The 25,430-nt window shown below is 41.6% G+C and carries 17 protein-coding genes and 1 pseudogene; 8 read left to right on the top strand and 10 right to left on the bottom strand.

What is annotated here, in order from left to right:
* Window positions 1-89 precede the first annotated feature (89 nt).
* The gene (locus ACDZ28_RS26130) at window positions 90-1,835 is read left to right on the top strand and encodes a beta-galactosidase family protein (RefSeq protein ID WP_375103170.1); all 1,746 of its coding nucleotides are present in this window, start codon (window positions 90-92) and stop codon (window positions 1,833-1,835) included.
* A gap of 154 nt (window positions 1,836-1,989) precedes the next feature.
* Window positions 1,990-2,388, top strand: coding sequence for a hypothetical protein (locus ACDZ28_RS26125; protein ID WP_375103169.1), 399 nt, complete (start codon window positions 1,990-1,992; stop codon window positions 2,386-2,388).
* A 66-nt stretch (window positions 2,389-2,454) separates the two neighbouring features.
* On the opposite strand, the gene ACDZ28_RS26120 is transcribed toward ACDZ28_RS26125, so the two are convergent.
* The 8 genes and pseudogenes from ACDZ28_RS26120 to ACDZ28_RS26085 form a co-directional block, all read right to left on the bottom strand.
* Window positions 2,455-3,483, bottom strand: a complete 1,029-nt coding sequence (locus ACDZ28_RS26120; RefSeq protein ID WP_375103168.1) for a serine hydrolase domain-containing protein — start codon at window positions 3,481-3,483, stop codon at window positions 2,455-2,457.
* A gap of 36 nt (window positions 3,484-3,519) precedes the next feature.
* A complete protein-coding gene (locus ACDZ28_RS26115) occupies window positions 3,520-4,356 on the bottom strand; it encodes a GyrI-like domain-containing protein (RefSeq protein ID WP_375103167.1) in 837 nt (278 codons plus the stop codon).
* Window positions 4,357-4,610: 254 nt separating this feature from the next.
* Window positions 4,611-6,950, bottom strand: a complete 2,340-nt coding sequence (locus ACDZ28_RS26110) for an S-layer homology domain-containing protein (RefSeq protein ID WP_375103166.1) — start codon at window positions 6,948-6,950, stop codon at window positions 4,611-4,613.
* Window positions 6,916-10,506: a bacterial Ig-like domain-containing protein gene (locus ACDZ28_RS26105; RefSeq protein ID WP_375103165.1), complete on the bottom strand. Its 3,591-nt coding sequence runs from the start codon at window positions 10,504-10,506 to the stop codon at window positions 6,916-6,918. The genes ACDZ28_RS26110 and ACDZ28_RS26105 overlap by 35 nt, the downstream gene beginning before the upstream one ends.
* 282 nt (window positions 10,507-10,788) lie before the next feature.
* Window positions 10,789-10,971, bottom strand: a pseudogene (locus tag ACDZ28_RS26100) (chitobiase/beta-hexosaminidase C-terminal domain-containing protein); the annotation flags it as partial.
* 65 nt (window positions 10,972-11,036) lie between these two features.
* Window positions 11,037-12,047, bottom strand: coding sequence for an alpha/beta hydrolase family protein (locus ACDZ28_RS26095; protein WP_375103164.1), 1,011 nt, complete (start codon window positions 12,045-12,047; stop codon window positions 11,037-11,039).
* Window positions 12,031-12,711 carry a GNAT family N-acetyltransferase gene (locus tag ACDZ28_RS26090; protein WP_375103163.1) on the bottom strand — a complete coding sequence of 227 codons (681 nt, stop codon included), beginning with the start codon at window positions 12,709-12,711 and terminating at the stop codon, window positions 12,031-12,033. The genes ACDZ28_RS26095 and ACDZ28_RS26090 overlap by 17 nt, the downstream gene beginning before the upstream one ends.
* Window positions 12,708-13,484 carry a MerR family transcriptional regulator gene (locus tag ACDZ28_RS26085; protein WP_375103162.1) on the bottom strand — a complete coding sequence of 259 codons (777 nt, stop codon included), beginning with the start codon at window positions 13,482-13,484 and terminating at the stop codon, window positions 12,708-12,710. Before ACDZ28_RS26085 ends, ACDZ28_RS26090 begins: the two co-directional genes overlap by 4 nt.
* Window positions 13,485-13,716: 232 nt before the next feature.
* On the opposite strand from ACDZ28_RS26085, the gene ACDZ28_RS26080 reads away from it, so the two are divergent.
* The 3 genes from ACDZ28_RS26080 to ACDZ28_RS26070 all read left to right on the top strand — a co-directional run bounded on the left by ACDZ28_RS26080 (window position 13,717) and on the right by ACDZ28_RS26070 (window position 22,176).
* Window positions 13,717-16,830 (top strand): ATP-binding protein, encoded by a 3,114-nt coding sequence (locus ACDZ28_RS26080; RefSeq protein ID WP_375103161.1) that lies wholly within the window; start codon window positions 13,717-13,719, stop codon window positions 16,828-16,830.
* Between the two features lie 3 nt (window positions 16,831-16,833).
* Window positions 16,834-17,925 (top strand): response regulator, encoded by a 1,092-nt coding sequence (locus ACDZ28_RS26075; RefSeq protein ID WP_375103160.1) that lies wholly within the window; start codon window positions 16,834-16,836, stop codon window positions 17,923-17,925.
* A gap of 144 nt (window positions 17,926-18,069) precedes the next feature.
* Window positions 18,070-22,176, top strand: coding sequence for an S-layer homology domain-containing protein (locus ACDZ28_RS26070; RefSeq protein ID WP_375103159.1), 4,107 nt, complete (start codon window positions 18,070-18,072; stop codon window positions 22,174-22,176).
* 113 nt (window positions 22,177-22,289) lie between these two features.
* Here the strand turns inward: ACDZ28_RS26070 and ACDZ28_RS26065 are convergent, their stop codons facing one another.
* Window positions 22,290-22,775 carry a DUF2975 domain-containing protein gene (locus tag ACDZ28_RS26065; protein ID WP_375103158.1) on the bottom strand — a complete coding sequence of 162 codons (486 nt, stop codon included), beginning with the start codon at window positions 22,773-22,775 and terminating at the stop codon, window positions 22,290-22,292.
* 223 nt (window positions 22,776-22,998) lie between these two features.
* Here ACDZ28_RS26065 and ACDZ28_RS26060 point away from each other — a divergent pair, with 223 nt between their 5' ends.
* The 3 genes from ACDZ28_RS26060 to ACDZ28_RS26050 are packed head-to-tail and all read left to right on the top strand — an operon-like array spanning window position 22,999 to window position 24,290.
* Entirely contained in the window at window positions 22,999-23,517 is a 519-nt protein-coding gene (locus tag ACDZ28_RS26060; protein ID WP_375103157.1) for an ankyrin repeat domain-containing protein, read from the top strand.
* A gap of 1 nt (window position 23,518) precedes the next feature.
* Window positions 23,519-23,881 carry a DUF4180 domain-containing protein gene (locus tag ACDZ28_RS26055; RefSeq protein WP_042128508.1) on the top strand — a complete coding sequence of 121 codons (363 nt, stop codon included), beginning with the start codon at window positions 23,519-23,521 and terminating at the stop codon, window positions 23,879-23,881.
* A 31-nt stretch (window positions 23,882-23,912) separates the two neighbouring features.
* Window positions 23,913-24,290 (top strand): iron chaperone, encoded by a 378-nt coding sequence (locus tag ACDZ28_RS26050; protein WP_042128506.1) that lies wholly within the window; start codon window positions 23,913-23,915, stop codon window positions 24,288-24,290.
* A gap of 87 nt (window positions 24,291-24,377) precedes the next feature.
* Here ACDZ28_RS26050 and ACDZ28_RS26045 read toward each other — a convergent pair whose 3' ends face one another.
* Window positions 24,378-25,319 carry an ArsR/SmtB family transcription factor gene (locus tag ACDZ28_RS26045; protein ID WP_375103156.1) on the bottom strand — a complete coding sequence of 314 codons (942 nt, stop codon included), beginning with the start codon at window positions 25,317-25,319 and terminating at the stop codon, window positions 24,378-24,380.
* Window positions 25,320-25,430: the final 111 nt, after the last annotated feature.

The following is a 25,430-nucleotide window of genomic DNA, read 5'->3' as shown; positions in this document are numbered from 1 at the left end:
CATAATAATTCATTAGAATCGTCCATATGGAGTGATGTTTTTATTACCTATAATTGAATAGTCTATCTCAATGTTGGAGGAGAAATTTTATGCGAAAGTTATCCATATCAGGGGATCATTTTATATTAGACGAACAACCCGTCCGGCTGCTTTCTGGTGCGCTTCATTATTTCCGGATCATTCCGGAATATTGGCAGGATCGTTTGCTGAAGCTGAAAGCTTGCGGATTGAATACTGTTGAAACTTATATTCCTTGGAATTTACATGAACCAGAGGAGGGGAGCTTCAATTTCGTAGGCTTTGCTGACATCGAAGCTTTCGTTAAGTTAGCCGGAGAGCTCGGTTTGCACGTCATTTTGCGGCCAAGTCCTTATATTTGTGCGGAATGGGAATTCGGTGGATTGCCAGCTTGGTTACTTGCGGACGATAACATACAACTGCGTTGTAATGAGAAGGTCTATTTAGCTAAGGTGGATGCCTACTTCGATGAGTTGCTTCCACGTCTGCGACCTTTGTTAAGCACTAATGGTGGACCTGTGCTCGCCCTTCAGGTAGAAAACGAATATGGAAGCTTTGGAAGTGACAAGACTTACCTGAACTATCTAAAAGAAGGCATGATTGCCCGCGGTATGGATGTTCTGCTGTTCACATCGGATGGAGCTGAAGACCATATGCTTCAAGGCGGTATGATCGACGGAGTGTTCGCCACCGTAAATTTCGGTTCACGGGCTAAGGAAGCCTTTGCTAAACTACGTGAATATCAGCCTACGGGGCCATTGATGTGTATGGAATTCTGGAATGGATGGTTTGACCACTGGATGAAACCGCATAATACACGCCCCGAGTCTGAAGTAGCGGAGGCTTTAGACGAGATGCTTTCTTTAAGTGCCTCTGTAAACTTTTATATGTTCCATGGGGGGACTAATTTTGGATTTATGAACGGGGCAAATCTTTTTGAAAAATATGAACCACTCGTAACCAGCTACGATTATGATACGTTACTGGACGAATCAGGTAAGCCAACTGCAAAATTCTACGCAGCTCGAAAAATAATTGAGAAATACGTAGCGTTGCCCCCACTGGAATTACCGCCCGTAATTCAATCACGAGCATACGGTAAAGTGCTGATGACAGAATCTGTACCTTTGTTCACTCAGTTAGACATATTGTCTCACCCTGAACGTAGAGCATGTCCTGAGCCAATGGAGAAATTCGGTCAGGATTATGGATTTATCTTATATTCTACGAAGATCAGTGGGCCGCGCAGTGGAATGGAGCTCGTTCTGCAAGAAGTACGCGATCGTGCGCTTGTATTTGCGAACGGTGCTTTTGTAGTTACAGTTGAACGCTGGGATCCGAGAGGCATTCCATTAGAGGTTCCAACGGAGGGACTGCAAATCGACATCCTTGTGGAGAATATGGGGCGCGTAAATTATGGCCCGCTGCTTCGTGATCCGAAAGGTATCACATGCGGCGTTAGACTCGGCTATCAATTCCTGCATGATTGGACTATTCGTTCATTACCGTTAAACGACCTTAAAGGATTATCATTCACTCCGATAGATTGCGAACAACGTCAGCAGCCCACTTTCTACCGGGGGAACTTTCAAGTCAATAAGCCAGAGGATACTTTTTTGCGACTGGACGGATGGACCAAAGGCCAAGCTTTTATAAATGGCTTTAATTTAGGTCGTTACTGGGAGAAAGGTCCGACAAAAACGATGTATTTACCAGCTCCACTCCTGCGCCAAGGTGAAAACGAACTAATCTTGTTTGAACTACATGGCGTATTGGAGTCCGTGGTTACTTTTGTAGATACACCGGAGCTCACGTGATATTTAAAGGGTGGGTAGGGACCATCATTCTGTAGTATTGATCTGATGATTTTTAATATATAATCAAGACAATAGTCATTTCATAAAATTACCACTTGAAGTGAAATCGAGAATTTGGTTGGTTTGTAGGAAGTGGTTAGAAGGAGGATTGCTAATGAGTTATGATTTGATGGCGTTTGAGACGTCTAAGGCACCGCAAGAAAGAGCGGGGTTTATGGATTGGTACGAGCAGCAAGTGAAATGGTCAGAAGACCATGCCTATAATGATCCTTCAGTTTTATCGGACGCGCTGCAACGCTTTTATGGTGAGTTGTCCGAGCAATTTCCTAATATGAATGTTGAGGATGAGATTTTTGAGGCGATGGAGGAAGCCGGAACGGATAACCGGCTAACTGATTACTCGCTTGGTTCCTCTGTTATCTATGCAGCCTTCGCTTATTCCGTTGCTGAGGAAGCTTATACGGCGATGCGGGAGTTGACTATAAAACACAAAGTAGGATTTTTTGATGTAAGCAGCAACGAAGGCGAGATTATTTTCCTTGAAGCAAAATAACTTAGAGTGTCAGCTGGTTGCTCTTCTAGATGTTAACGTAGTGGCAACCAGCATGTTTCTGCTTTTTTACACTAATACGGACGGAATAATATAATCCTTAATCAGAGGCCACCGGTCACGAGGTTGAAGTGTGAACTCTGAGGCGATGGCTACGACAAGTTTTTTTTCTAGAATGCAGCAAATGACATTACCACCATCACCTAAAGCTGAGTAGGAGTAAACCCCGTCATCTTCGCGGAGCCACCACAAATAACCGTAATGATTAGCGTTCATCGCTATAGATTCCTCAATCCATGTCTCCGAAATAATCTGATTATTCGCCCATTTTCCACGGTTCAAAAATAATAAACCAAAACGCGCCATATCGCGTGGAGATAACGTAAGTCCCCATCCACCAGTTGTGATACGATGTGGGTCTTCCACCCAGCCCTTCACATTTACCCCAAACAAATCGTCGAACCCAAATGATTTCATCTCATAATCCGGAATTTCTTTCATTCCGATACGACTGAATAATTGCTCGTTAGCGAACTCACGGGCACTTTTTCCTGTGCAACGAGTGATGATAGCTGACAGTAAGTGAGCTCCTGCGGTGGAATATTTAAAATCACCAACATTCCCTTGGCGGCCAAGGATATCCAGCGTATATTTGACCCAGTCGGACGATTTACACATTTGTTCCAGTGGTTCATGCCAGTCCTCGAAAGCATAGGGAGCTGTCATGGTGAGCAAATGACGTATGGTGATCTCTTGTTTTTGCAGCTGTGCAGTAGCATCGCCAGGATCATATTCGGGGAAAAAATCCAGCACTTTCTGTTCAACATGCTTGATATATCCTGCATCAATGGCAATACCAATGAGGGCGGATATGATACTTTTCGTTACAGAAGCCACATGATGCAGATCTTCTGGACCATAACCATTATAGTATTGTTCATAGGCAATATATCCATTTCTCGCCACTACGATTCCGTTTATATTACTATAGTCGGATTTAATCTTAGCTTCTATTTCTAAAAGTTGTTCTGTATCCATCCCTAAGGCAGCCGAATCTGAAGTGTGCCAGTCTTTCGTAGGCCAGTAGTTTCTGTGCATTTAGGTAACTCCTTATATTCAAATTTTTTATGAATATCAGTGTGACTGCGATCTTTTCTTAACAGGAAAATACACCTCAGTAACAAGATTCTCAGGATCAGCAGTTTGTGTGGGGTCCGTAAGGTATATTTCATAGGGAGAGCTAATCAATTCGTAACCTTCGTTTTCAATCCATTCTGTAAGCTTCGCATAAACGGATGTCAATTCTGAATAGGGGCCTCTATAAACCGACTTCGCACACAGCCCATCAGGTAATTCTCTTGTTTCCTTTACGATCTCCTCAATAGGTAGGGCAAACTCTGTATCATTCCCGGCAGGATTATATTCCTCACTGTGATAAATTGTTATTGGCGTACCAAGCAAGGTCAGCTTTTCTGTGGCAATGATTTCATACAGTTTGCTAAAATACTTTCCATATCCAAGCGCGTAATCATCACTGCTCAATATCTGACGTAAATAAAGGATATTCATAGGCTTAGTTTCAACAAGCTGTACTTCTATCTTGTTTAGGTAGGACATCAGAGATATCCCTTTCTCTAAATTTAAAACATCACTGTTCATTTGCTTTAAGGTGTATTCGTAAACTCGTAATTTCTCTTGTACTTCTCTTTTTTTGAGATTTAGGGCTGCACATAGCTTTTCTTCAAATTGATCCTGCTCCCATTCCAGAATGTCTTTGATCTCTTCCAAAGAGAACTGATAAGATTTCAAACGGTTAATAAAGAGCATTTTTGTTAGTTGTTTGATGGAGTAATACCTATAACCGTTCTCAGGGTTAATCTCATCAGGATGAATTAGCCCAATTTCATCATAATACCGTAGTGTTTTAGTTGACACTTCGCATATCTTCGAGAATTCACCTATGGACAGCAACTATCTCATCTCCCTTTCTTCGATATTAAATGATATATAAGCTTTGATTTCGTTGGTTTGTTCATTTCCACTATGCACCTTCCCCTAAGGGTAAAGTCAATAGACAATCTAGTGTATCTAAACCAAGATGGCTAGAATAAAGTGAAGTGTCATTCGAAAAGACGTTGTGTGTTCTACAACGAGCAGAGTATACAACTGAAGAAGAACCCCGAAACCACATACAGTATGGTTTTGGGGTTCTGTTTTTTTGTTTATTATTTTTGCATAAGAATTCTGTAAATCAGCATAGCTGCTTCGGCACGTGAAGATGGAGCGGTTGGTGTAAGTTGCTGTTGACCATTTCCTTTAATGAAACCAGCTGCTACCAGTTCCGCTATATCCTCTGCCGCATATTCAGCAATTTGGTTATGGTCAGTAAAGACAACTAGTGGTGATGAAGAAGCGGGAACAGGACTCAACTTTCCTGCAGCCTTAAGCGCTCTAACCACCATAACAAACATCTCTTGTCTGGATATCGATTCATGAGGATGATAACGTCCATCGGTTTGACCATTAACGATGCCTAGTTTCTGAGCAGTCATAAGTCCCTCATAAAAATAATCACTTGGAGACACATCTGAAAAGACGATCCCGTCTACCGCGGTTAGTTCCAAAGTTCTAACTAATAAAAGTACGAAATCTGCGCGTGTAATTGCCTGATCAGGTTTAAATTCTTGTTCAGATACTCCGGTAATGACGCCTTTAGATGTTAGTACTTCTACTACGAACTTCGCCCAATGTGAATCAGACAAATCACTGAATGTCTTGTGATTGTAGACCGCCGCAAACTGGCCGGAAGAATTCGTGGTCGAGAACATAGCTTGTTTCTTGACTGCATCATAATACTCACCTATTACAGGTAGAATAAATCCGTTCGTATCAACGTTCCACACGACAATAAAAGCATTGTTCGATGCTGGGACAACTGCTGGATGAGGAAGCCCAATCTGTATAGCTGTCTGTAAATTGTTCATCTGAGCTTTTGTTCCATCCAAGCGAAGCTCATACTCGATAAGTGAGCGATTTCCTAACTTCCCTTTTAATTGCCCTGCAGCATCGACGGTTCTCAGTAACAGGGTAACCGTCTTCACGTTATCCAGCATATTCTCTGGAAATATACGATTCGGTAACATAATGGTAGCTAACGATGAAGTGAGCTCAAGCTGCAAGGTGGAAGTTCCTGCACGAAAAGCGGAAGCAGGGAGGATTACTTGATATTCCTTAACGTCAGATGCTGGATCACTTAGAAGCTGTATTCGAATTGTTTTATGACCGGATGAATTAGGTTTAGCTAATTCAATCATTTTTTGTAATGTGGATTCATTTAATATAGTACTAGCTTTCCCTGCATCAATAGTAGGAGACAGGTCAAGCCTTACACTTCCGTCCAACAGAAGTACACTTGTGGCTGAATCCTGAGTAGATAATCCAGAACTGCCTGAGCTCGGTGAAGATGTCGGACTTGGTGAAGATGTCGGACTTGGTGAAGATGTCGGACTTGGTGAAGATGTCGGACTTGGTGAAGATGTCGGACTTGGTGAAGATGTCGGACTTAGTGAAGATGTCGGACTTGGTGAAGATGTCGGACTTGGTGAAGATGTCGGACTTGGTGAAGATGTCGGACTTGGTGAAGTAGTCGGACTTGGTGAAGTAGTTGGGCTCGATGTAGGAGTCGGACTTGGCTCCTGCTCGCCAAAAGGAATGAACTTCAAGAAGTCACCCCATATAACATTGCCCTCTGAATCCCTCATATAGGATGTTGCCGGAATTAAGCTTACGAAATTTGCATCCGTTAGCTGTTGACCAGACTTATTGGCTGAGGTTGCGCCATCATACATGAAATTGTTGTCAGCCGCCAATGAGGAAGGATATTGGTCTTTCGCAATGTTATTCGTCCGGTAGGATAAGAAGCCATCAATCTTAAAGTCTGCGGTAATATGGTCATAAGTCGTAAAGCTCATATTTCCACGTACATTATTGAATCCGATGTTGTTTATGGCAATAACACCTGGATTACTATTGCTTGTAAAACCATATGCTCCATTGCCAAAGGCGATAGAATCACGGATGGTATGTGTGACGTGAATGCCCTCACCACCCAGCTTAAATCCATTCTTGTCACCGGCACCTATCGTTCCATCTGTTAAGAATCCGTTATTGAATGCAGCACTATTCTCAATCGATACAGCACCGATTGCACCGGAGCCTGCCTTAGTGTACAAATCCCATCCATCGTCGATGTTGTTATGTGCCAGACAGCCTCTAAAAATATTTCCGACGCCAGCAGTCAATTTCGCAGCGAAGCCATCAGCATTATTGTCAGATGGATCGCGGTTATCAAAGGAAGTACTGTTCAGAATTAAGTTGTAAGATGGCCATTCAGCTATTTCTTGAGCCGTTCCATCTGTACGGCTGATTTGTAGACCGGTGTCTCCATTAGCATAAAAGCGGCTATTTTCAACGATGTTATAATTTCCTCCAACTGTAAAGCCCTTAGTATTACCGGCCGAGCGGGTGAAATCAAGTCCCTTCACATGCCAATAGTTCCCGCTCAAGAGAACACCTTCTGTTTTTTTTATCAAAATCGATAATGGGTCTTGCTCCAGGTGCAGCTTCCAAGTACTTCTTCGCATTCTCGTCTCCATCATTGTACTTCTTAATATGGAGTGATGAATTCCGCACATAACGACCATCAAGTAGGATAATGTGTTGACCTGGCTTGACGAAATCAATAGCGGTATCGATATCAAGCGGGAGATCAATCGATCCATCACCAGCACTTGTACCGGTTGGGGATACATAAATATCTTCACCCATGGGATCATAGCTTTTCATTATGACTGTAAAGTTACGAATTATCTTGTTATAAGAGGTCAAATACTGCGTGTCATCTGGTAAAAAAGTAATGCTGAAGTTCGTATCTCCTTGATTCACTAGTGTAGCTGGAATAGAAAGACGCTTGCCTGCTACGGCTTTATTGTCTTGCGCGATTACCGTAGAACCTTGCTTCAGTGTCACAGATCCGTTGGCGTTTGAACGTACAATCATTTGGTAATTCGGATCTGAAGTCTTGCTCAGCGAAAGGATATCTATGTTAGGTGTGACCGGAGGTGTAGGAGGTTCAACTTTAGGTGAATCCGTTGCTGCTGAAGTTACTGTTAATTGGATATTACTGATATGGATTGTAGCTAGACGAGCCACATAAAACCCTACATACATCTTTGAATCTTGTATGTTAAGAATATCAGGCGTAAAGTGTATAGCTTCCTGATCGTTATTAAGTTGTCCAGTAAAGCCGCTATTCGTTTTAGCAAGTGTTAGACGATATGGAGCTGCAGGGGCTGTGTTGTTAGGTGCAGGGCGTTCTTTTTTGAGCATGATCGTTTGAATGCCTTTACTTCCAGTTCCGTCTGGCTTTTCCACACCGGTTCGAACAAACAGCTGAGTTCCATTATCATTTCTTGTACCACCGCTGTAACCACCTATAGCAGCAATGTTAGAGGCAAATACACTAGAATTTCCTGATGTGCCGATGGCGTCTCGTGCCATTATCCCGAACGATTCTTGACCGTCATATGGATTTTTCGCATAAGCCAACACTTGAATATCCGCTGACAGAACGAAATTATCTTCTGACGCATCTAGTTCGGTGTAATAGAAGGTAATACCGTCATGGTCTTCGGTGACCTTTCCGCCGCCTTCCAGTGCGATAATCTCTACCGATCCATCATCTTTTAGAATCGTCTGGTTATTAGTGGTCGATGTAGATTGACCGAATTGAATGCTACGCCATACAGGTTCCGTCTTTTCCTTAACAGTAACAGAATACGTAATCGGCTTAATGGACGCATCTGTGGGGATGATACCAATTTCATAAACGCCGGGCTTTTGATTATCGAATTGAGAGGTGTCGAGAGTGAAGGTACTTAGAACTTCTCTATCCGAATTGTCATACACTTTAGACACGATCAAACCCTTGCTATCAAAAGTATCGTTTAAGTAATAGGTCGTTTTTGGATAACTAGATACTTCGATTCTTGCTAGCTTCTTCATTTTGACCTTCACTTGGAAAGAGGCTGTTAATCCCTTATGGGTGACTGTGATTTTTTTATCTCCAGGAGTCAAGGTGTTCAGAGGAGAGACGGTGTATTCATTGTTCATTAGCCGAAGCTCAGTTCCATCAGAATAATGAGCATAAAGGATAATCCCTTCTAATTTGATGGAATCACCGATGTAATAGACCGTTTGCTTTGGCTCATTTCTGATTTCCAACGTAGATAGAGTTGCATCAATGACTTCAATGTTAAAGGCAGTTGTTATTAATGGAGTCTCCGTAGATCTAATCGTAACCTTATATGAGCCTGACTGTGACAACAGATACGGCAACAGATCCGATACGGGTTGCTCATTAATAGAGAGCGTATAGAGTTCACTAGTCAGTTCTTTCGTTAAGAATCCATCATTATAATTAGCAACAACAACAAGACCTTCCGGATCGAACGCATCCCCTGGATAGTAGACCGTTTTCGCTGGATCATACTTAACCATTAATGAGGTCATGGATAATGGAACGATTTGAAGCGTGATTGTTACTGAAGCGCCGTTATAGTTAATCGTTACTGTATTCTCCCCAACCTTACTGCTATCAAATCCGGAAACAATATAATCAGTGGGAGACAAAACGGCTTCACTGTTATCAGAAAAGATGGCCTTAACGACCAGTCCAGATAAATCCAGTGATTCGCCAACCAGATAGGAGGTTTTGGACATCGCACTTGTATCAGCCATTAAGTTCGTTACGATTTTGGACTCGACCTTAATGTCGATTTCGCTAAAGGTTACGGTTGCGTCCCTAGCTACATAAAGCCCTGCGAAGATCGTATCATTGAACGTATCGTCCAATGTCACTATTTCGGTTTGGTCACCGATGCTTAGCAGATAGGTAGTGCCCGATTTTTTAATGCTGAGATCATAGGCTTCACCTGCAGTGGGGGGATTGCTGCCGCTAAATGGGGTGAGCTTTACTTGTGTTGTTTTTTTATAAAAACCTTTCATCACCTGATCCAAAGCACCCACAGCAGTATAGTTAGAAGTTGTCGTGTTAGAATCACCATTTATTCCTACCGAATCTCTCAACATAAGTCCGAAGGATTTCTGGTTAGGTGTACTGACGCTGCTATTGCTATTAAATGAAGTAACATTAGCTTTGGCTTTCAATTCAAAGTTAGCATCATTAGGAATCTCTTTGTAGTAAAAAGATAGTCCTTCATCACTGCTTGAGATTTTGCCTCCGTAGGTGGTCATTGTAACTGTAGAGTGGTCTTCTATCACTGGTTCAGGATTCTTAGTGGGATTTGTATTTCCCCCGAAGGCGCTAAACTCCCAAGGCCCAAGCTCAACTTGACCTTCTTGACTTAAGTGTACGTTACGGAACGTCACCGTCGTATTTCTAGCAGTATAAAGACCGGCATATTGAATAGAGCCTTCAAAGCTTTCAATCATTTTGGTTTCATTCCCGATCTTTACTACATACAAATTCCCTGTCTTTTTGATGCTTAGTTCATATTCTTCACCCTGGGTAGGCCGATTAACGTTATCGAATTCGTACCCAAGCTTCTGTAAGCTGGCATTTTGTAATTTGTGAAACGCTTTCATTTCTTGGTCCAATGAACCCACTGCTACGTAATCTCCGGAGTACGCTCCGAATTGGTTATTCCACACATTGCTGCGGAGCATGATGCCGAAGGATACCTGGTTATTCGCTGTCCAACTATCCACATGAGCGGTTGCTGTTAATTCAAAATTAACGCCCGGATCAATCTCTTGAAAATAATAAGCGATACCTTCCGTGCTGCCCGATACTTTGCCTCTGTCGTTAGAGCTTCTAAGCGTAACTGATCCGCCTGCGTTCTCTTTGATTCCAAAGTTTGCCGACGTAATTTTGTCCTGACCTCCAACGTCACCAAATACGCTTCCATTCCATTTACTTTGAATGTTAATCATCCCATCGTCAGGATCAGTGACCTCCTCTGCAAACATGGATGGTGGAAAAGATGAAACCAAGAGTAGGAAGGTTACTAGCATGGCTAACAAACGTTGATGTGTTCTCAATGATTAAAACCTCTCCTTATAGACCGATTTTTGACCAAAGCTTAATGTTTGATCATCCGAGATTATACTTTATCGTTGAAAAGTACAGCTATAATCAATACTCCATATACCACTGTATATAAGGGATGTAAGGGAGGATGTGAGTTAATGACACTCGGTTTACGGATACTTGAATTCGGTGTTGAGCAATAAAAAAGGAGAACGGCTAATGGGCTTTAACCCAAAAGTTGTTCTCCATTTTAAATTATCTGAAGTTCATGTAGTTGAAATTCCATCCATTCGTTAAAGCATACACTCGAAGAGTATTATAACAGGTTGGGCGACTTGTGTTACCACATTAATTACGTAAGTGGCGCTTGTAGTTGCAGAATCCGTCATTAACTCCTTGAATGCTTTGGCCTTGAGTGTCATATTCTGTGTCACAGAAATAGAAGCAATATATTTTAACGATGATGCACTAGGTTCACTGCCGTCCGTGCCCTATAATAACGGCAACATTTGCGGCTCAGAACGCGAGGGATGTTAAAGTGTTACTGAGAGTGAGTCTTAATAAATCGGCTAAGATCATTTAAATATTGATCATCCACCAATTGTCGTGGAAAGAAGACAGCTGTTAAATAAGTCCTTAAGGGGGATGCGGCATTCTTTTTTGACAGCATAGAGTGGTCAGCGTTGGGAAAATAAGAGACAGAGAGCAAGCTAACAGGTATTTTTTCACGGTAAATACGTTCGGTTTCCTCAATATCTACATTGATATCTTGACCGCCGAGTACTAGATGGACAGGAGCATTGAAGTAACTAAGTTCTTTGGTGGCATCAGACTGATAGTTTTTGGCGATAAATCCCCAGCGTTCCTTAGAAATCAAGTTCTCGGATTTTGCAATTCGCAAGTAATCTTCATAAGAGGCACGTTCGTTAAGTAGTTGTAAGACTTGAGCGTTATAGTGTTCTTTCGCTTGGATCTCATATTCCGAGAATCCTTCGTTTTTCATTTCTAATCTTGTATTGTATTTACCTTGAGAAATCCAGTTCACGGCAGGCGATACAAGAATACTGAACGCGAGATCAGGTACTTCTCTTACGATCTTAGGAATTACCCATCCGGCTTGACTTGCCCCCCACAAACCAATAGATTGCGTATCAATCATCGGCAAGGCTTTCGCCCAGTTAATTGCTGCGATTGTTTCCTGAGCGCGATCTTCCATACTTTGCTCCAACCAGTTGCCGGAGGAACCACCAATACCAGGCTTGTTAAGAGACAACGAAGCATATCCTACAGATGCGAATTTCTCCCACAAGGGTTTATACCCATCATCGTATGAGTCATTTATGGGACCATCACCATGTACAAAAACTACCAGCCCTACGTTTCCAGAATAGTTCTGGGGCAGAATTAAAGTTCCTGTTAGTTTACCCTGAGGGGTTTCGATTTCTATCTTTTTCTCAATTATTTCATATGAATGCTGTTTTAACACGAATAAGCCTAAAGCTAACAATAAACCAGTAATTATCCATGCGGTTAATTTAATATTTAATCTCATTTACTGCACTCCTAGGGTGTAGTGGTGAACTCCTTGTCATGTAAAGCCAATTTGCCTCTTTAAAAAGTAGGTGTTTAATCCCGCTATAGTTAGCTTGAACGATACCAAAGTTCATCTGTTGGTACATTTGAATAGCTTGTTTATTATTTTCAGCAACATGTAGCGTTAATTTGTCCATGTCTGAATGACTGTTTACAAATTCTATAGCCCAACTAAGCAGCTGCTTGCCGATTCCTTTATTGCGGTGACTAGATCGAACGGCCAAATGCTCGATGTAACATTCTTTTGCCCGAGGCTGATAATTCAAAAAACGTAATCCGACCATTAACTTACATACATTTATATATCCAAACTGCTTGAATACTTGTGAATGGGAATTACGTTGTGGCGTTTTAAGGTTACTTCTCTTTGGGGCCCGGCAGTCCTTCCACTTTATGCTGAGCGTACCGACAACTTCTCCATTTTCTTGGGCGACGATTTGTTGTGATGATGTGGATTGTTGCTCAAGCGCCCAGAGTCCGAAGAGTAGGTCAGTAATATCATCGTCGTCCAGTGGGATGAGGGAGTGGAACTTCCCATGGAACGCGTCCACTAAAAGACTGCACACTGCTCTACGATCTTGTTCTTGATATTCAGCTATTACAATCTTGTTCAGATTTATCATGCTACACCGTCAGAATCATATTTGATTTTTATTTGAATTTCAAAATGAAGCTTGTCATTGTTGAACATGGATAAATAGGATTTTTCCAAAATGATCAGTTGTCCCTGAATTGTATAATGATGCTGTGTTAAATAGTGTTCCAGTTGCGCAATCTCACGTTCAATATCTTGATCATCCGTCACGAAAAAAGCTTTATAGAGGTAGCTACCTTTTTCTAGAATGATGTCCGGTGATTGATTGCTTTCATAACATAAGGTTACTTGTTCATTTTCGTATAAATAATGCAGATCTGTTTCGAATAAATGTGATAGGTGCGGCTTTTTTTCATACAAACTTCGAGCGGTGAGTGACTTATCTTGGTCAAGTTCTATCCATTTTTTTAAATGACGAGTATCCAATTGCTTAATACTATATTTGTCTTCTAGAATGTCGGATTGCTCGTATTCGTTAAGTATCTTTTGTAAAAACTGCTGCAACAACATTAGCTGGTTTATTTCAGAGTTTATTTTACTTTGAGATTGCTTCAAAAGCTGATGGTAGTCAGTTGTGGAGAAGTTATTCATACTTTTGTTAATTGTGCTGACTGGTATGTCTAATTTGCGAAGCAATAAGATCTGGGCCAACTGATAAATCTCATTAATCCCATACATCCGGTATTGATTGCTATCGGTATAGGCTGGAAATAAAATCTCTTTTTCTTCAAAATATCGGATTTGGTGCACAGATACATTCATAAGTTTTGAAAGTTCACCAATCGTTATGTGTTGATTCAAGGGTGTCGCTCCTATCTGTTGGGTATTTGTTGAATGCAATAACTATAAACCTTAGGTCTGACCTAAGGTCAAGCTTGGATTAAGCTGTCGTTTTATTAATTTGTCGAATCATGAAGGAAAACGGAAAATTTTATAGAATTATCTATCGTCATCTATCTCATGTATTTCAAGTGTTGCACAATACCCCAAGCGTATGCTGCAGCTTTACTACTCCATAGAAAAGGGGCCTACGATGCTCAAAAGGACATTATTTATCTATTTAATAGCTTTCCTTTCGTTAGCTACAATTCCACTATCCATTGTTATAAATAACGATCAGCATGAGAATCATCCGCAAGTTCAGAAGGGTAGCATGGATCTTTCGACATGGAATTATAAGCAACAAAAGATCATCAAGCTAGACGGGGAGTGGGAATTTTATTGGAACCAGCTACTCACACCTGAGCATTTTATAGATCCAAGCATTGACAAATCAGCCCCTACAGCATGGATGGAGGTCCCCTCACGATGGAACGGTAAAGTGATTGATGGTCAGCCATTACCTGCATTTGGTTCTGCTACCTATCGCATGGTGCTGAAAAACTTACCTGTAGACGGTGTATTTGCATTGAAAAAGACGAATATACGCTTTTCAAGTGCGATATATGTGAATGGACATCTACTCATTGAAGACGGTAAGCCTTCTATCAGTACAGCCGATTACCAGTCGGGGAATATTCCGCAAATCGGGCTTTTTTCAGCTGAAAAAGGTGACGTAGAGATCATTATTCAAGTTTCTAACTATGAATATGTAAATGCAGGCATTCCGGTATCTCTGACCTTTGGCGAGGAAGCCGCGATGATGGAGACCCAGCAGAAGAGTATGGCTCGTGAATTTAGTACCGTTGCAATTTTGGGAACATTATCGCTTATTTTTGTCATCTGCTTTGTGGCGGCTGCATTATACCGTAAGAAGGATTACTCCCTGCTTGTGTTTGCAATTATTTGTTTACTGCTCGCGATCTATCATGGCTTGATTGGAGAACGTTCGCTGTTACTGTTTTTTCCGAGCCTCTCGTTCAATGTGTTATACAAAGTGAAGGACATTAGCTCCATCTCGTGTTTTATTGTTCTGGCTATATTTTTCTACCAAATGCACAAAAGCATTATCTCTTTAAAGCTTACGCAAGTCGTAACGATCATACTAGGCAGCTTTATATTTCTGGTAGCGATTCTGCCTATTCGTACTTACACGGTCTTCTCACCGTACGTGATCATTGTATATGAATTGATGTTAATTTGGATGCTGTGTAGAGTGGCTATCCTGTATATTAGAAGCGCAGAAGTAAATCGGATCAAATCATTGCTCCTGTTCTTAGCGATTCTTGCAATCAATCTGTACTCCATAGACGTAATCCTGTTTGCACTTTCGATGAAAGAAAATCTATGGCTCGGACAGTTTTACATCGTAGCCTTTAATATCATTATGATTGTTCTGATTGTTCTTCGTTTTTTCGAGGCATATCATACGATAGACGAAATGAAAAACCAGCTGATTGGGCTGGACAAGATTAAAGATGAGTTTCTTTCCAATACCTCTCATGAGCTGAAAACTCCGCTAAATGCCATAGTGAACATTACCGCTACACTTCTTAATGGGGTTGAGGGTCCAGTTACCGAAAGGCAAGCGCAGAACCTAGCAATCGTATTGGGCAGTGGAAGAAGACTAACTTATATGGTGAACGAACTGCTCGATTATTCCAAAATGAAGCATGGGGATATCACGTTATACAAAAGCACCCTAGATCTGAAAGCTGTTATTGATTCTGTCATCGGTATTCATTCGTTCCTGCTCGGAGAAAAGTCGATTTTTCTCATAAATAATGTCGCTTCAGATTTCCCTCCTGTACATGCAGATGGCAATCGTCTGATTCAAATTTTGCACAACTTGGTAGATAATGCGATTAAATTTACGGAGCAAGGTGAAATACATATTAGTGCTAAAACTATCCTTCATGAATGGGTTGAAGTTCGTGTAGCAGACACGGGAATCGGAATTGCACCGGATATGCAGAAACGTATTTTTATGGCTTATGAGCAGGTGGATGAAGCTGAAATTCATAGTCACGGTGGAACAGGTCTCGGTCTAAGCATTACGAAGAAGTTAGTGGAGCTGCATGGCGGGAACATTAGAGTGGAATCTGTTACGGGCAAAGGTTCGGTTTTTATTTTCACCCTTCCACGGTGGGATCGAATATCTAATCAAATCACGGGTCCAATTGTGGAAAAGACACTTCCGTTTAAAGAGGTTCTCTTCCCGCGCCAGGAGTATCCTGTTTATATCAAAGGTAAAATCAATGAGCCAATTTTGGTCGTGGACGATGATTATGCCAATCTTCAATCCATGATCAACCTGTTCAAGCTGGAGGGGTATTCCATTGTTGTTGTGAACCGAGGGCAACTGGCACTCGATGAGTTATCGAAGAATTCAGACTTCTTCCTCGTTGTGCTGGACATTACAATGCCGGACATTTCTGGTTATGAGGTTCTGCAAAAGATCAGAGAAAGATTTACCCCCTTTGAGCTCCCGGTGTTAATGCTGACGGCGAAGAATAGAGTTACTGATATGAAAATGTCTATGGATAATGGGGCAAATGATTATGTGGGGAAGCCGTTCGAAGCGGAGGAGCTAATGGCGAGAGTGAAAAGTCTGACCCGATTAAGAGCTTCCGTGAAGCAGGCTAAAGATGCTGAGATAGCCTTTTTACGTTCTCAGATTAAACCTCATTTCTTGTACAATGCCCTGAATTCAATTGCTGCATTATGTGTGGAAGAGCCTGAGCAAGCAGAGGAATTAACACTGGAGCTGTCGCAGTATTTGAGAAGCAGCTTTGATTTCAAACAGTTGGATTCATTAACGTCCCTGGAGAGTGAGCTGGAGCTGGTCAATGCTTATATTAATATTGAAAAAGTACGCTTTGGTGCTAGATTGCAAGTCCAGTATGATATAACCGCAAATACCGATAGCCGGATTCCTCCGCTTATTCTTCAACCTCTGGTGGAAAATGCCATAAGACATGGCCTGATGTCCAATTTACGGGGAGGAAAGGTAACTATATCTGTCAAAGAGTCAGACCCTTCTATGGTCAGCTTTGTTGTAGAAGATGATGGATGCGGAATGAGCGAACGCAAGCTGGAGGAGATTATGAAATCAGATGTAGATAAAAGAGGTGTGGGGCTGTGGAATATTAGTCAGCGCATCAAACTTCTTTACGGAAAGAGCATTCGTATTCAAAGTGATGAAGGAAAAGGTACAAGGGTTTCTTTTGACATCCCCAAACAGCAATTGAACCGGCTAGGAGGTTGAAGCATGCTGCGAGCCATTATCGTAGATGATGAAGAATTATCACTAAAGCGTTTAAAAAGGATATTGTCTCAGAGTGGAGAGATTGAAGTATACGATACTTTTCTGGATCCGACGGAAGCTTATGAATTTGTGAAGGGGAATTCGATAGATGTAGCATTTTTGGACATTTCTATGCCTGACACGAATGGGATGAAGCTCTCCGCCCTTTTGCATGCACTAGATGAATCGATAGATGTAGTTTTTGTTACAGGGTATGACGAATACGCACTGCAAGCCTTTGAACTGAGCGCTGTAGATTATCTGCTGAAGCCTGTTACTGCACAGCGTTTATCAAAAACTCTGGATAAGATCAAAAAAATGAATAAAGGTGTGACGGTTCAACCTGTCATAGAAGTTCTTTTATTTAATGGACTTAAGATATACCGCCGTACACAAGACAGAGTGCCTATCAAGCTAAGAAGCCCAAAAACGGAGGAATTGTTTGCCTTTTTGATTAGTAAAGGAACGGTTAGTCGAGAAGAAATTATCGACACCTTATGGAGTGGGTTAGAGCCTGAAAAAGCACTTAAGAATCTGAACTCTACCCTGTATTATATTCGAAAAGCAATCGGTACCAGCTTTATTAAGACCAGTAGAAACGAAATTAGTATAGAGGAACGAAGCATTTATTGTGATTTATATGAGTTTGAGCGTTTACTTAAGCAAATTAGACAAGGCTCGAAAAAACATTCAGAATGGTTCAATCAAGTAGAAACACTGTATTCGGGGGCCTTTCTTAAAGGAAAAGCATACGATTGGGCTAGTGGGAAGACAGGCCGACTTGAACAAGATTTTATTGGACTGCTGGAACTAGCGGCTAGATTGCACATGGATCAGAACGAGCGTCAACAATCGCTGCATTACTTTGAGCGAATATTGAAATTGGATCCCTTGAGAGAAGATATCCATCAGGAAATCATCCATTTGTATATTGAACTAGGGCGAATGAATGAAGCTTATCGGCGATTTGGGCAATTGGAAGAGACCCTTCAACAGGAGCTTGGAACTTCACCTGATCCTAAGCTCAAAGCGTTGATTATGAAGATGATGAACTAGTATAAAGAAAAAGAGAACCGGCGAATCGATTAGATTTCGTAGGTTCTCTTTTTTTGTTTATTTTTCGTTTATCATAATTTTGTATAATACTCTCGATTATTGTCGAAATGATGACATGATTTATGCTAGAGGGGGAAAAAGAGTTTGAAGCCATCATTTATGAAAATAGGCATTAGTATTTCGTTAGCCACTGGACTTGTGGTGCAAGGTGTAGGTCCAATCCAGACTCAAATCGTTAGTGCGAAATCGAGCTTCGATTGGTTAGAGAATAGCCCAGCTGTGATACCGTCTATCAATGAAGATGATTATTCTAACGCAGGTGTTGTTGTCTCTAATCTATTGTCAGGAAAGGTTACTGAACCGGCAACAACGGGGATTGCTGTGGTAGCGTTAGATAATACCAACGGCGCCTGGCAATATTACAATACACAAGGAAACATCTGGTACAACATCGAGCCGGTGTCGAACACTAATGCTTTCCTGTTGCTGAAATCGGAGAAAATTCGTTTTGTACCCGCTAAAGACTGGAACGGAACAGCTTCAATTGAATATAAGCTATGGGATACGACAGCAGTTGGTTATCAAAACTATCAAAAAAATGCGAATACCACAGCATCGGGCGCGTTCACCACAGTTTCGGGCAAAGCTACTGTGACTGTAAACCCAGTGAACGATGCTCCGTATCTAACGGAATTGAATGGTGGGGATTATCTTAGCTTTGACGGGAATGGGGATTATGTGACGTTCCCAGATCAACTGTTATACAAGAATTCTTTTACAATTGAAGGGAATTTAAAAGTCAATGGTTTTAATACCTGGATGAGATTCTTCGAATCTTCGATCGCAGAGCAGAACCATAATATTTTTGTGGGCTTTAACGGCAAAAAAATGCATTTCATCGCTTACACCAATAAAGGAGATATTAATGTCACAGACGATTTCCCGATCTCCAAGTGGGTACATGTCTCGATTGTTTACGATCACAGTCAGAAGAAGGGACGTATTTATTGGGATGGTGTTCTTAAGGCAGAAGGAGCTATGGATTTAAGTACAGTTGGAAATGTGGGACGTCCGAACAACTGGCTTGGTAAAAGCACCTGGAGACAGGACGGAGATTACAGCGGTGGGATGAGAGACGTTAGGTTTTGGAGTATAGCTAAAACTCAGAGCGAAATTGTTCGCGAAATGAACGTCGATTTGAATGGATCTGAGCCTAATCTGGCTTTGAACTATAAATTTTCGAATAGCAATGATGGTAATATTGCTGTCAATACACCGGCTGGTTCAGGTAAGAACGGTAGCATTACGGGAGCAAGCTGGAAGCAGGACACAGGCTTTATGGGAAGTACTACAACGGAAAAAAATAAATCTGTATCACGCTCTTTTAAGGTCATTGATGTGGATGGGGATGACCTAAATGTATCAGCTACTTCTTCTAATACTTCCCTAATTCCGAATAATGGACTGAAAGTAAGTGGAAGTGGAGAAGTGCGGACGATAGAAATAACACCAGCGAAGAATGCCTTCGGAAACAGTGTGATTACTGTTACTGTAAATGATGGCACTATAAGTAGTATATACACCTTCAATGTGCAGGTAAACGATGTGGGAGATATCCTAGTAACTGGAGTGACTTTGAATAAAACATCACTTAGTTTAACTGAGGGAGAAGCTGGAGATACACTAAATGCTGTAATAGAACCTGCCAATGCCACGAACAAAACAGTAACTTGGAGCTCCAGTGATGTAACTGTCGCGACAGTTGTTAATGGAGTGGTAACACCAGTTGGCGTTGGAACGGCAACGATCACAGCAACAACAACGGATGGAAGTTATACGGCGTCATTAACCGTTACAGTTAGTGCACCAGTTGTGAAAGTAACCGGAGTTAAGCTTGATCAGGAGACCCTCGATTTAACCGCTGGTGAAGCGGACGCCTTACTAAAGGCAATAATAGAACCTGCAAATGCAACGGACACAGACGTGATTTGGAGCTCCAGCGATGAAACTATCGCAACAGTCGTGAATGGAGTTGTGACTCCAGTTGGTGAGGGTACAGCAATTATTACTGTAACGACTAAGGATGGAAGCTTTACGGCTTCAACGACTGTAAATGTGGCAGCACCTAAGCCACCAATTGTTCTCGTAACGGGAGTAACGTTAGACCAGACCACGCTTAATTTAACAGTGGGCGAAGGTGACGAAACGCTACAAGCGACAGTGGCACCTGCCGATGCAACGAATAAGGGTGTCATTTGGAGCTCTAACGATGAGACTGTAGCCAAGGTTGTTTATGGAGTAGTAACCCCGGTTGGTGTTGGAACAGCCACCATTACGGTTACGACCAAAGATGGAAGTTATACCGCTTCAACGACAGTACATGTAAGTGAACCAATTCCACCAGTTGTGAATGTAACTGGGGTGAGACTAGATCAGGAGACGCTCGATTTAACAGCTGGTGAAACTGAGGTAAAACTAAAAGCGACAATAGAGCCTGCAAATGCAACGGATCCAGGCCTGATCTGGAGCTCCAGCGATGAGACTGTAGCCAAGGTTGTGAATGGAGAAGTAACTCCAGTCGGTGAGGGAACAGCCATCATTACGGTTACTACGAAAGATGGAAGTTATAAGGCTTCAACAACCGTTACTGTGAAGGCTCATGTTAAGCCGATTACAGCACCGGGTATTCCAACAGCCGTAACTGCAACTGCAGAGAATGGTCAAGCGACCATCACCTTTACAGCGCCAGAGTCTGATGGGGGAAGCGAAATTACAGGTTATCTTGTAACGGCTACTCCGGGCGGGTTGACAGTTACAGGTAATGGAAGTCCGCTTACAATCAGTGGTCTGACGAATGGAACAAGCTACACCTTCACGGTACAGGCCATCAATAAGGTTGGTATTAGCGAATTATCTGCTGAATCCAATACAGTCATCCCGAGCGCTCCATCCAGTCTTCCTTCCCAACCGACTCCATCAGCTACACCGACACCTGTAGCAAATGATGCTTCCATTCTAATCAATGGTAAAGCGGAATCCGTGGGAACCGCGACGAATGGTAAACGGAATGATCAAACGCAAACCACTATTACTTTAGACCAGAAGAAGCTGGAAGATAAGCTCGCCGCGGAAGGTAAAGGTGCGGTGGTTTCTATCTCTGACACTAGCAAATCAGATGTTCTGGTTGGTGAACTAAACGGACAAATGGTTAAAAATATGCAGGGTAATCAAGCCGTACTTGAAATCAAAACTGGCAATGCGACTATTACCTTGCCTGCAGGGCAGATTAACTTGGACGCCCTATCCAAGCAGGTGGGACAGTCTGTGGCTTTACAGGATATTAAGATACAGATTGAAGTTAGTAAACCAACAGCCGATGCTGTAAGTGCTTTAGAGGCTGCTGCACAAAAAGGATCATTTTCATTAATCTCTGCGCCAGTAACTTTTACGGTTAGAGGGATTTACGGAGATAAGAGCATTGAACTTTCACAATTCAATACGTATGTGAAGCGTACCATTGCTATTCCTGAGGGGATGGACCCGAACAAGATTACAACTGGAGTATATGTTGATGCTGATGGAACAGTTCATCATGTACCCACTAAAGTAGTTGTAATTGGCGGCGAGTATTTTGCTACCATCAACAGTCTTAGTGGCGGTACTTACTCTGTAATCTGGCATCCGCTTGAATTTAGCGATGTTGCTAACCACTGGGCAAAAGACGCAGTGAATGATATGGGCTCCCGTTTAGTCGTCGAAGGAACAGGTAATAGTCAATTTTCTCCTGATCAAGCCATTACCCGTGCAGAGTTTGCAGCGATTGTCGTTCGCGGTCTTGGACTTGAATTGGATCAAGCGGCAACACCATTTTCGGATGTTAAAACTACGGATTGGTATAACAGTGCGATTAATACTGCATATGCTTATCAATTAATCAATGGTTTTGAAGACGGCATGTTCCGCCCTGATGACCAAATTACCCGTGAACAAGCAATGCAAATTATCGCCAAAGCGATGAAAATCACAGCTCTAAAGGCTAAACTTCCAAATCAATCCGCTGAAGGATTCTTGAACCCATATACCGATGCCGGTAAAGCATCTGACTGGGCGATTAGTGCAATTACTGACTGCTTACAGGCAGGTGTAATCATGGGACGAAGCAGCAATGTGCTTGCTCCCAAAAATGATATGACCAGAGCTGAGGTTGCGGCGATCGTTAAGCGGCTACTTCAAAAGTCAGATTTAATTTAAAGCCTTGACTCATATGATACGTTGAAAAGAAAGAGTATTCATTCGATAACCTTCGAATGAATACTCTTTTCTTTTGGTTATATTAAATTCTAATGTTGATATTTGACTGTTAATCATACATTTTTTGGATTTATATCTGGTGCATTTTCTAATGGCTTTTGAAGTGCGTCCACAATGGCTGCGATGATACTTGTTGCTAAAAGACCCATTAGACATAATGATGTAGGACCCGCTGCATCATCACTAGCTGTAACTTTAGCAAGCACCCTTAAGCTTACTATTCCTAACAAAATGAGGAACATAATTGTGAAAGCACATTTCTTTATGATCTTCAAAGATTTAAGGGATAATTCTGAGAAAGCATTGTTCTTTTCGATGTTGTTTAATAGTTTATATGCTTGATATAGCGCAACCGAAAACGCAATACAGAATCCGTAAGCACATACTAAAAAGGGAATCAGGAAGTAAGCCGTATCTGGATGTACTCTTGCATCTCTTACCGCTATCTCAGGCAACCAGATACACAAAGCAAGCACTGCAACTCCAACCAAAAAAATAATTACTTTTAAGAAAGTTGTTGAACCTCGTTTAACATTCATTTAAAACACCTCACTTATTTAATGACTTCATGATTTTAGCATTTAGTTTATTGTTTTACAATAAATTTGTATTGTTTTTAGTGTTTTTTATTTTACGAGAAATGGTTATCGTCTTTGAAAGACGACAACGTCGCTTCTTCTTGTTAGCAGGAGAATAGTTTAACTATCCAGAAAAGGTAAAGTAGATCGTTTATAAGATCAATCGAAAAGAGGCGATATCTAAATGGAATTACGGCAAAGCATTAATGAAGTCTTTCAGTCGGCACAACAAGGTAATGCTGCACGGCTAAAAGAAATTCTAGAATTCCATCCGGCTTTAGCAAATACGGAAAATAACGAGGGTCTTACACCTTTGGGATATGCAGCACATTTCGGTAAAGAAGCAGCGGTGCAGGTATTGATAGACTATGGTGCTGAAGTTGATGCAGTATCCCATTCTAAGATTAGTTTCATTCCTTCTAATACTGCACTTCATGCTGCCATTGCTGGGGAGCGGGATATGGGTGTTATCCGACTGCTATTGAACAAAGGTGCTCAGACACATATTTTAGATAGCGACGGGCATACTGCCTTGCATTCTGCAGCTTTTCATTCGGATAATGTGGAGCTGATACGCTTGTTAATCGAACACGGAGCTGACATCCATGCTAAAATTGAAGGTGGTGAATCAGTATTAGCTATGGCCATCCAACAAGGAAACCACAACGTAAAAGAATTTCTTATTGAAAAAGGAGTAAATTAGAATGCAAATCACATTAAACCGTAAAGACAATTCAACAGTAGCTTTGATTTCCAGCGAGGGTATTGTAATTAATAATGTAAATGATGCTTTGGATCTAATGGCAAACGTTAGATATCAAGAATGCGATAAAATGATTCTAAGAAAAGAGCAAATCACGGATGATTTTTTTGAGTTAAAGACGGGGCTTGCCGGAGAGATTCTTCAAAAGTATACAAACTATCAGATGCGGGTTGCGATTGTAGGAGAATTTACTGGCTATAATAGTAAAAGTCTGAATGATTTTATTTATGAGTGCAATCAGGGGAATAAAATATTGTTCAAGAGTACAGAAGACGAGGCATTGGCAGCACTTCATCATAGTTAAATGTGAAATTGAAACAGAGAGGGGACTTAACATGGAAGGTAAAATCACGTATGAATCGATCGATGACTATATTTCAAAGTTTCCATCTGAGATTCAAGAAATCCTTAGTACAATAAGAAAAGTGATAAAAGAAGCGGCACCTGATGCAAAAGAAAAGATTAGTTATCAGATGCCTACTTTTGAACTGCACGGAAATCTCGTCCATTTTGCAGCTTTCAAAAACCATATTGGATTTTATCCAACCCCTAATGGGATTGATGCTTTTAAAGAAGAATTATCTGTCTATAAAGGAGCAAAAGGATCCATTCAATTCCCTCTTAATCAGCCGATGCCCTATGAATTAATTAGTAAGATCGTGAAATATAGAGTGGCTGAGAATATTCAAAAAGCACAAGATAAGCGTAAATAGTATGTGAAGAAAACAATGTCTTCCCAGTACTCTTGCACACCTGAAGCTTTCTATCCTCTCTGGATTCAGGTGTGCAATTCTTACAAGTTATCGTGTACCCGATACTGAACGACGTACAAACGACAGGATAATATCCTGTGAGTAGTCTCCGAAAGCACTTCCGAATAGATTAAGTCCTCGTCTATTGAGGGCATCCTCGCGAATCTCAAAGCGTACTCGAATTGGCTCATTAAATGCCAGCTTCAGTGAGCTAATTGTAGTAGGGGAAGAAGCAGCTCCATTTATTTTGCTACCCTGTTCTGAGATACTCCACTCTGTCAGCATTCCATATTCTGTACCACTCTTCCAACGTTCGGGTGTTAACTTTCCTTTCCGGTTACCGAAATCTGATGGACAAGTCCAAGTACCGACATGTAGGTCGTTTATAGTTAATGTGATGTCACTTGCCCAATCTTCACGGAATGCAGGTGCTTCAGAACAAACCTCAGCCGAAATCCTAATCTCATCTAGCTCGACACCAGGTGGTAGTGGATTGGCAAAATAGTATTCGACATAGCCAGAATCAGCGAACCATAAGAGAGCTGCTTCAACTCGTTCAGGCATGTAGAATACCCGCGGATCATCCTGAGAACCGATGACTCCGCCGTCTTTTCCAGCCATACCACAGGATGGTTGTACAGAACAGTGGGAGAACATTCCGATGGGCATATGTATTTCTTCCGTTTGATGCAGACCATCGCCTAGCTTCGAAGGAAGATCGAGATGGATGGATCGGCAGGTCACCGCGCATATTTTCTCGCGATTTGCTCCCTGTGTAGATGAAATTAAGTTAACTTGCTCAAGGGTCTGCACATTGATTGAAATTGTAGGTTGAGCTACGCCAAGTGTCTCGGCCAATTGACTGACACTCATGGGCTTGTCACCAAGGGCTTCAAGAATGCGGACTCTGACATCTCCAGAAAGTGCTTTAGCAACATCTAAGATACGTGATGCAGGGTACCGGATCGTTTCTTGCGAAATATCATTCATTGATTGTATTCCTTTTCGTTAAGATAGTTTGAGGATATTGTACACCGAAGATTATATATTGTAAAATTATAATACACATTGCGAAATTTATATACTGGTGCTAAAATGAGC

It is taken from the genome of Paenibacillus sp. RS8 (assembly GCF_041956825.1).
In the GTDB taxonomy this organism is placed as follows: domain Bacteria; phylum Bacillota; class Bacilli; order Paenibacillales; family Paenibacillaceae; genus Paenibacillus_AQ.
The sequence above is the reverse complement of the archived record's forward strand: the minus strand, read 5'-3'. Positions and strand labels throughout refer to the sequence as shown.

What these genes read in the sequence shown, in the direction of transcription:
- ACDZ28_RS26080 (WP_375103161.1), top strand. Translation starts at nt 13,717, where the DNA reads ATGCTCAAAAGGACATTATTTATCTATTTAATAGCTTTCCTTTCGTTA.
- ACDZ28_RS26120 (WP_375103168.1), bottom strand. Translation starts at nt 3,483, where the DNA reads ATGCACAGAAACTACTGGCCTACGAAAGACTGGCACACTTCAGATTCG.
- ACDZ28_RS26125 (WP_375103169.1), top strand. Translation starts at nt 1,990, where the DNA reads ATGAGTTATGATTTGATGGCGTTTGAGACGTCTAAGGCACCGCAAGAA.
- ACDZ28_RS26060 (WP_375103157.1), top strand. Translation starts at nt 22,999, where the DNA reads ATGGAATTACGGCAAAGCATTAATGAAGTCTTTCAGTCGGCACAACAA.
- ACDZ28_RS26065 (WP_375103158.1), bottom strand. Translation starts at nt 22,775, where the DNA reads ATGAATGTTAAACGAGGTTCAACAACTTTCTTAAAAGTAATTATTTTT.
- ACDZ28_RS26075 (WP_375103160.1), top strand. Translation starts at nt 16,834, where the DNA reads ATGCTGCGAGCCATTATCGTAGATGATGAAGAATTATCACTAAAGCGT.
- ACDZ28_RS26095 (WP_375103164.1), bottom strand. Translation starts at nt 12,047, where the DNA reads ATGAGATTAAATATTAAATTAACCGCATGGATAATTACTGGTTTATTG.
- ACDZ28_RS26045 (WP_375103156.1), bottom strand. Translation starts at nt 25,319, where the DNA reads ATGAATGATATTTCGCAAGAAACGATCCGGTACCCTGCATCACGTATC.
- ACDZ28_RS26090 (WP_375103163.1), bottom strand. Translation starts at nt 12,711, where the DNA reads ATGATAAATCTGAACAAGATTGTAATAGCTGAATATCAAGAACAAGAT.
- ACDZ28_RS26130 (WP_375103170.1), top strand. Translation starts at nt 90, where the DNA reads ATGCGAAAGTTATCCATATCAGGGGATCATTTTATATTAGACGAACAA.
- ACDZ28_RS26055 (WP_042128508.1), top strand. Translation starts at nt 23,519, where the DNA reads ATGCAAATCACATTAAACCGTAAAGACAATTCAACAGTAGCTTTGATT.
- ACDZ28_RS26050 (WP_042128506.1), top strand. Translation starts at nt 23,913, where the DNA reads ATGGAAGGTAAAATCACGTATGAATCGATCGATGACTATATTTCAAAG.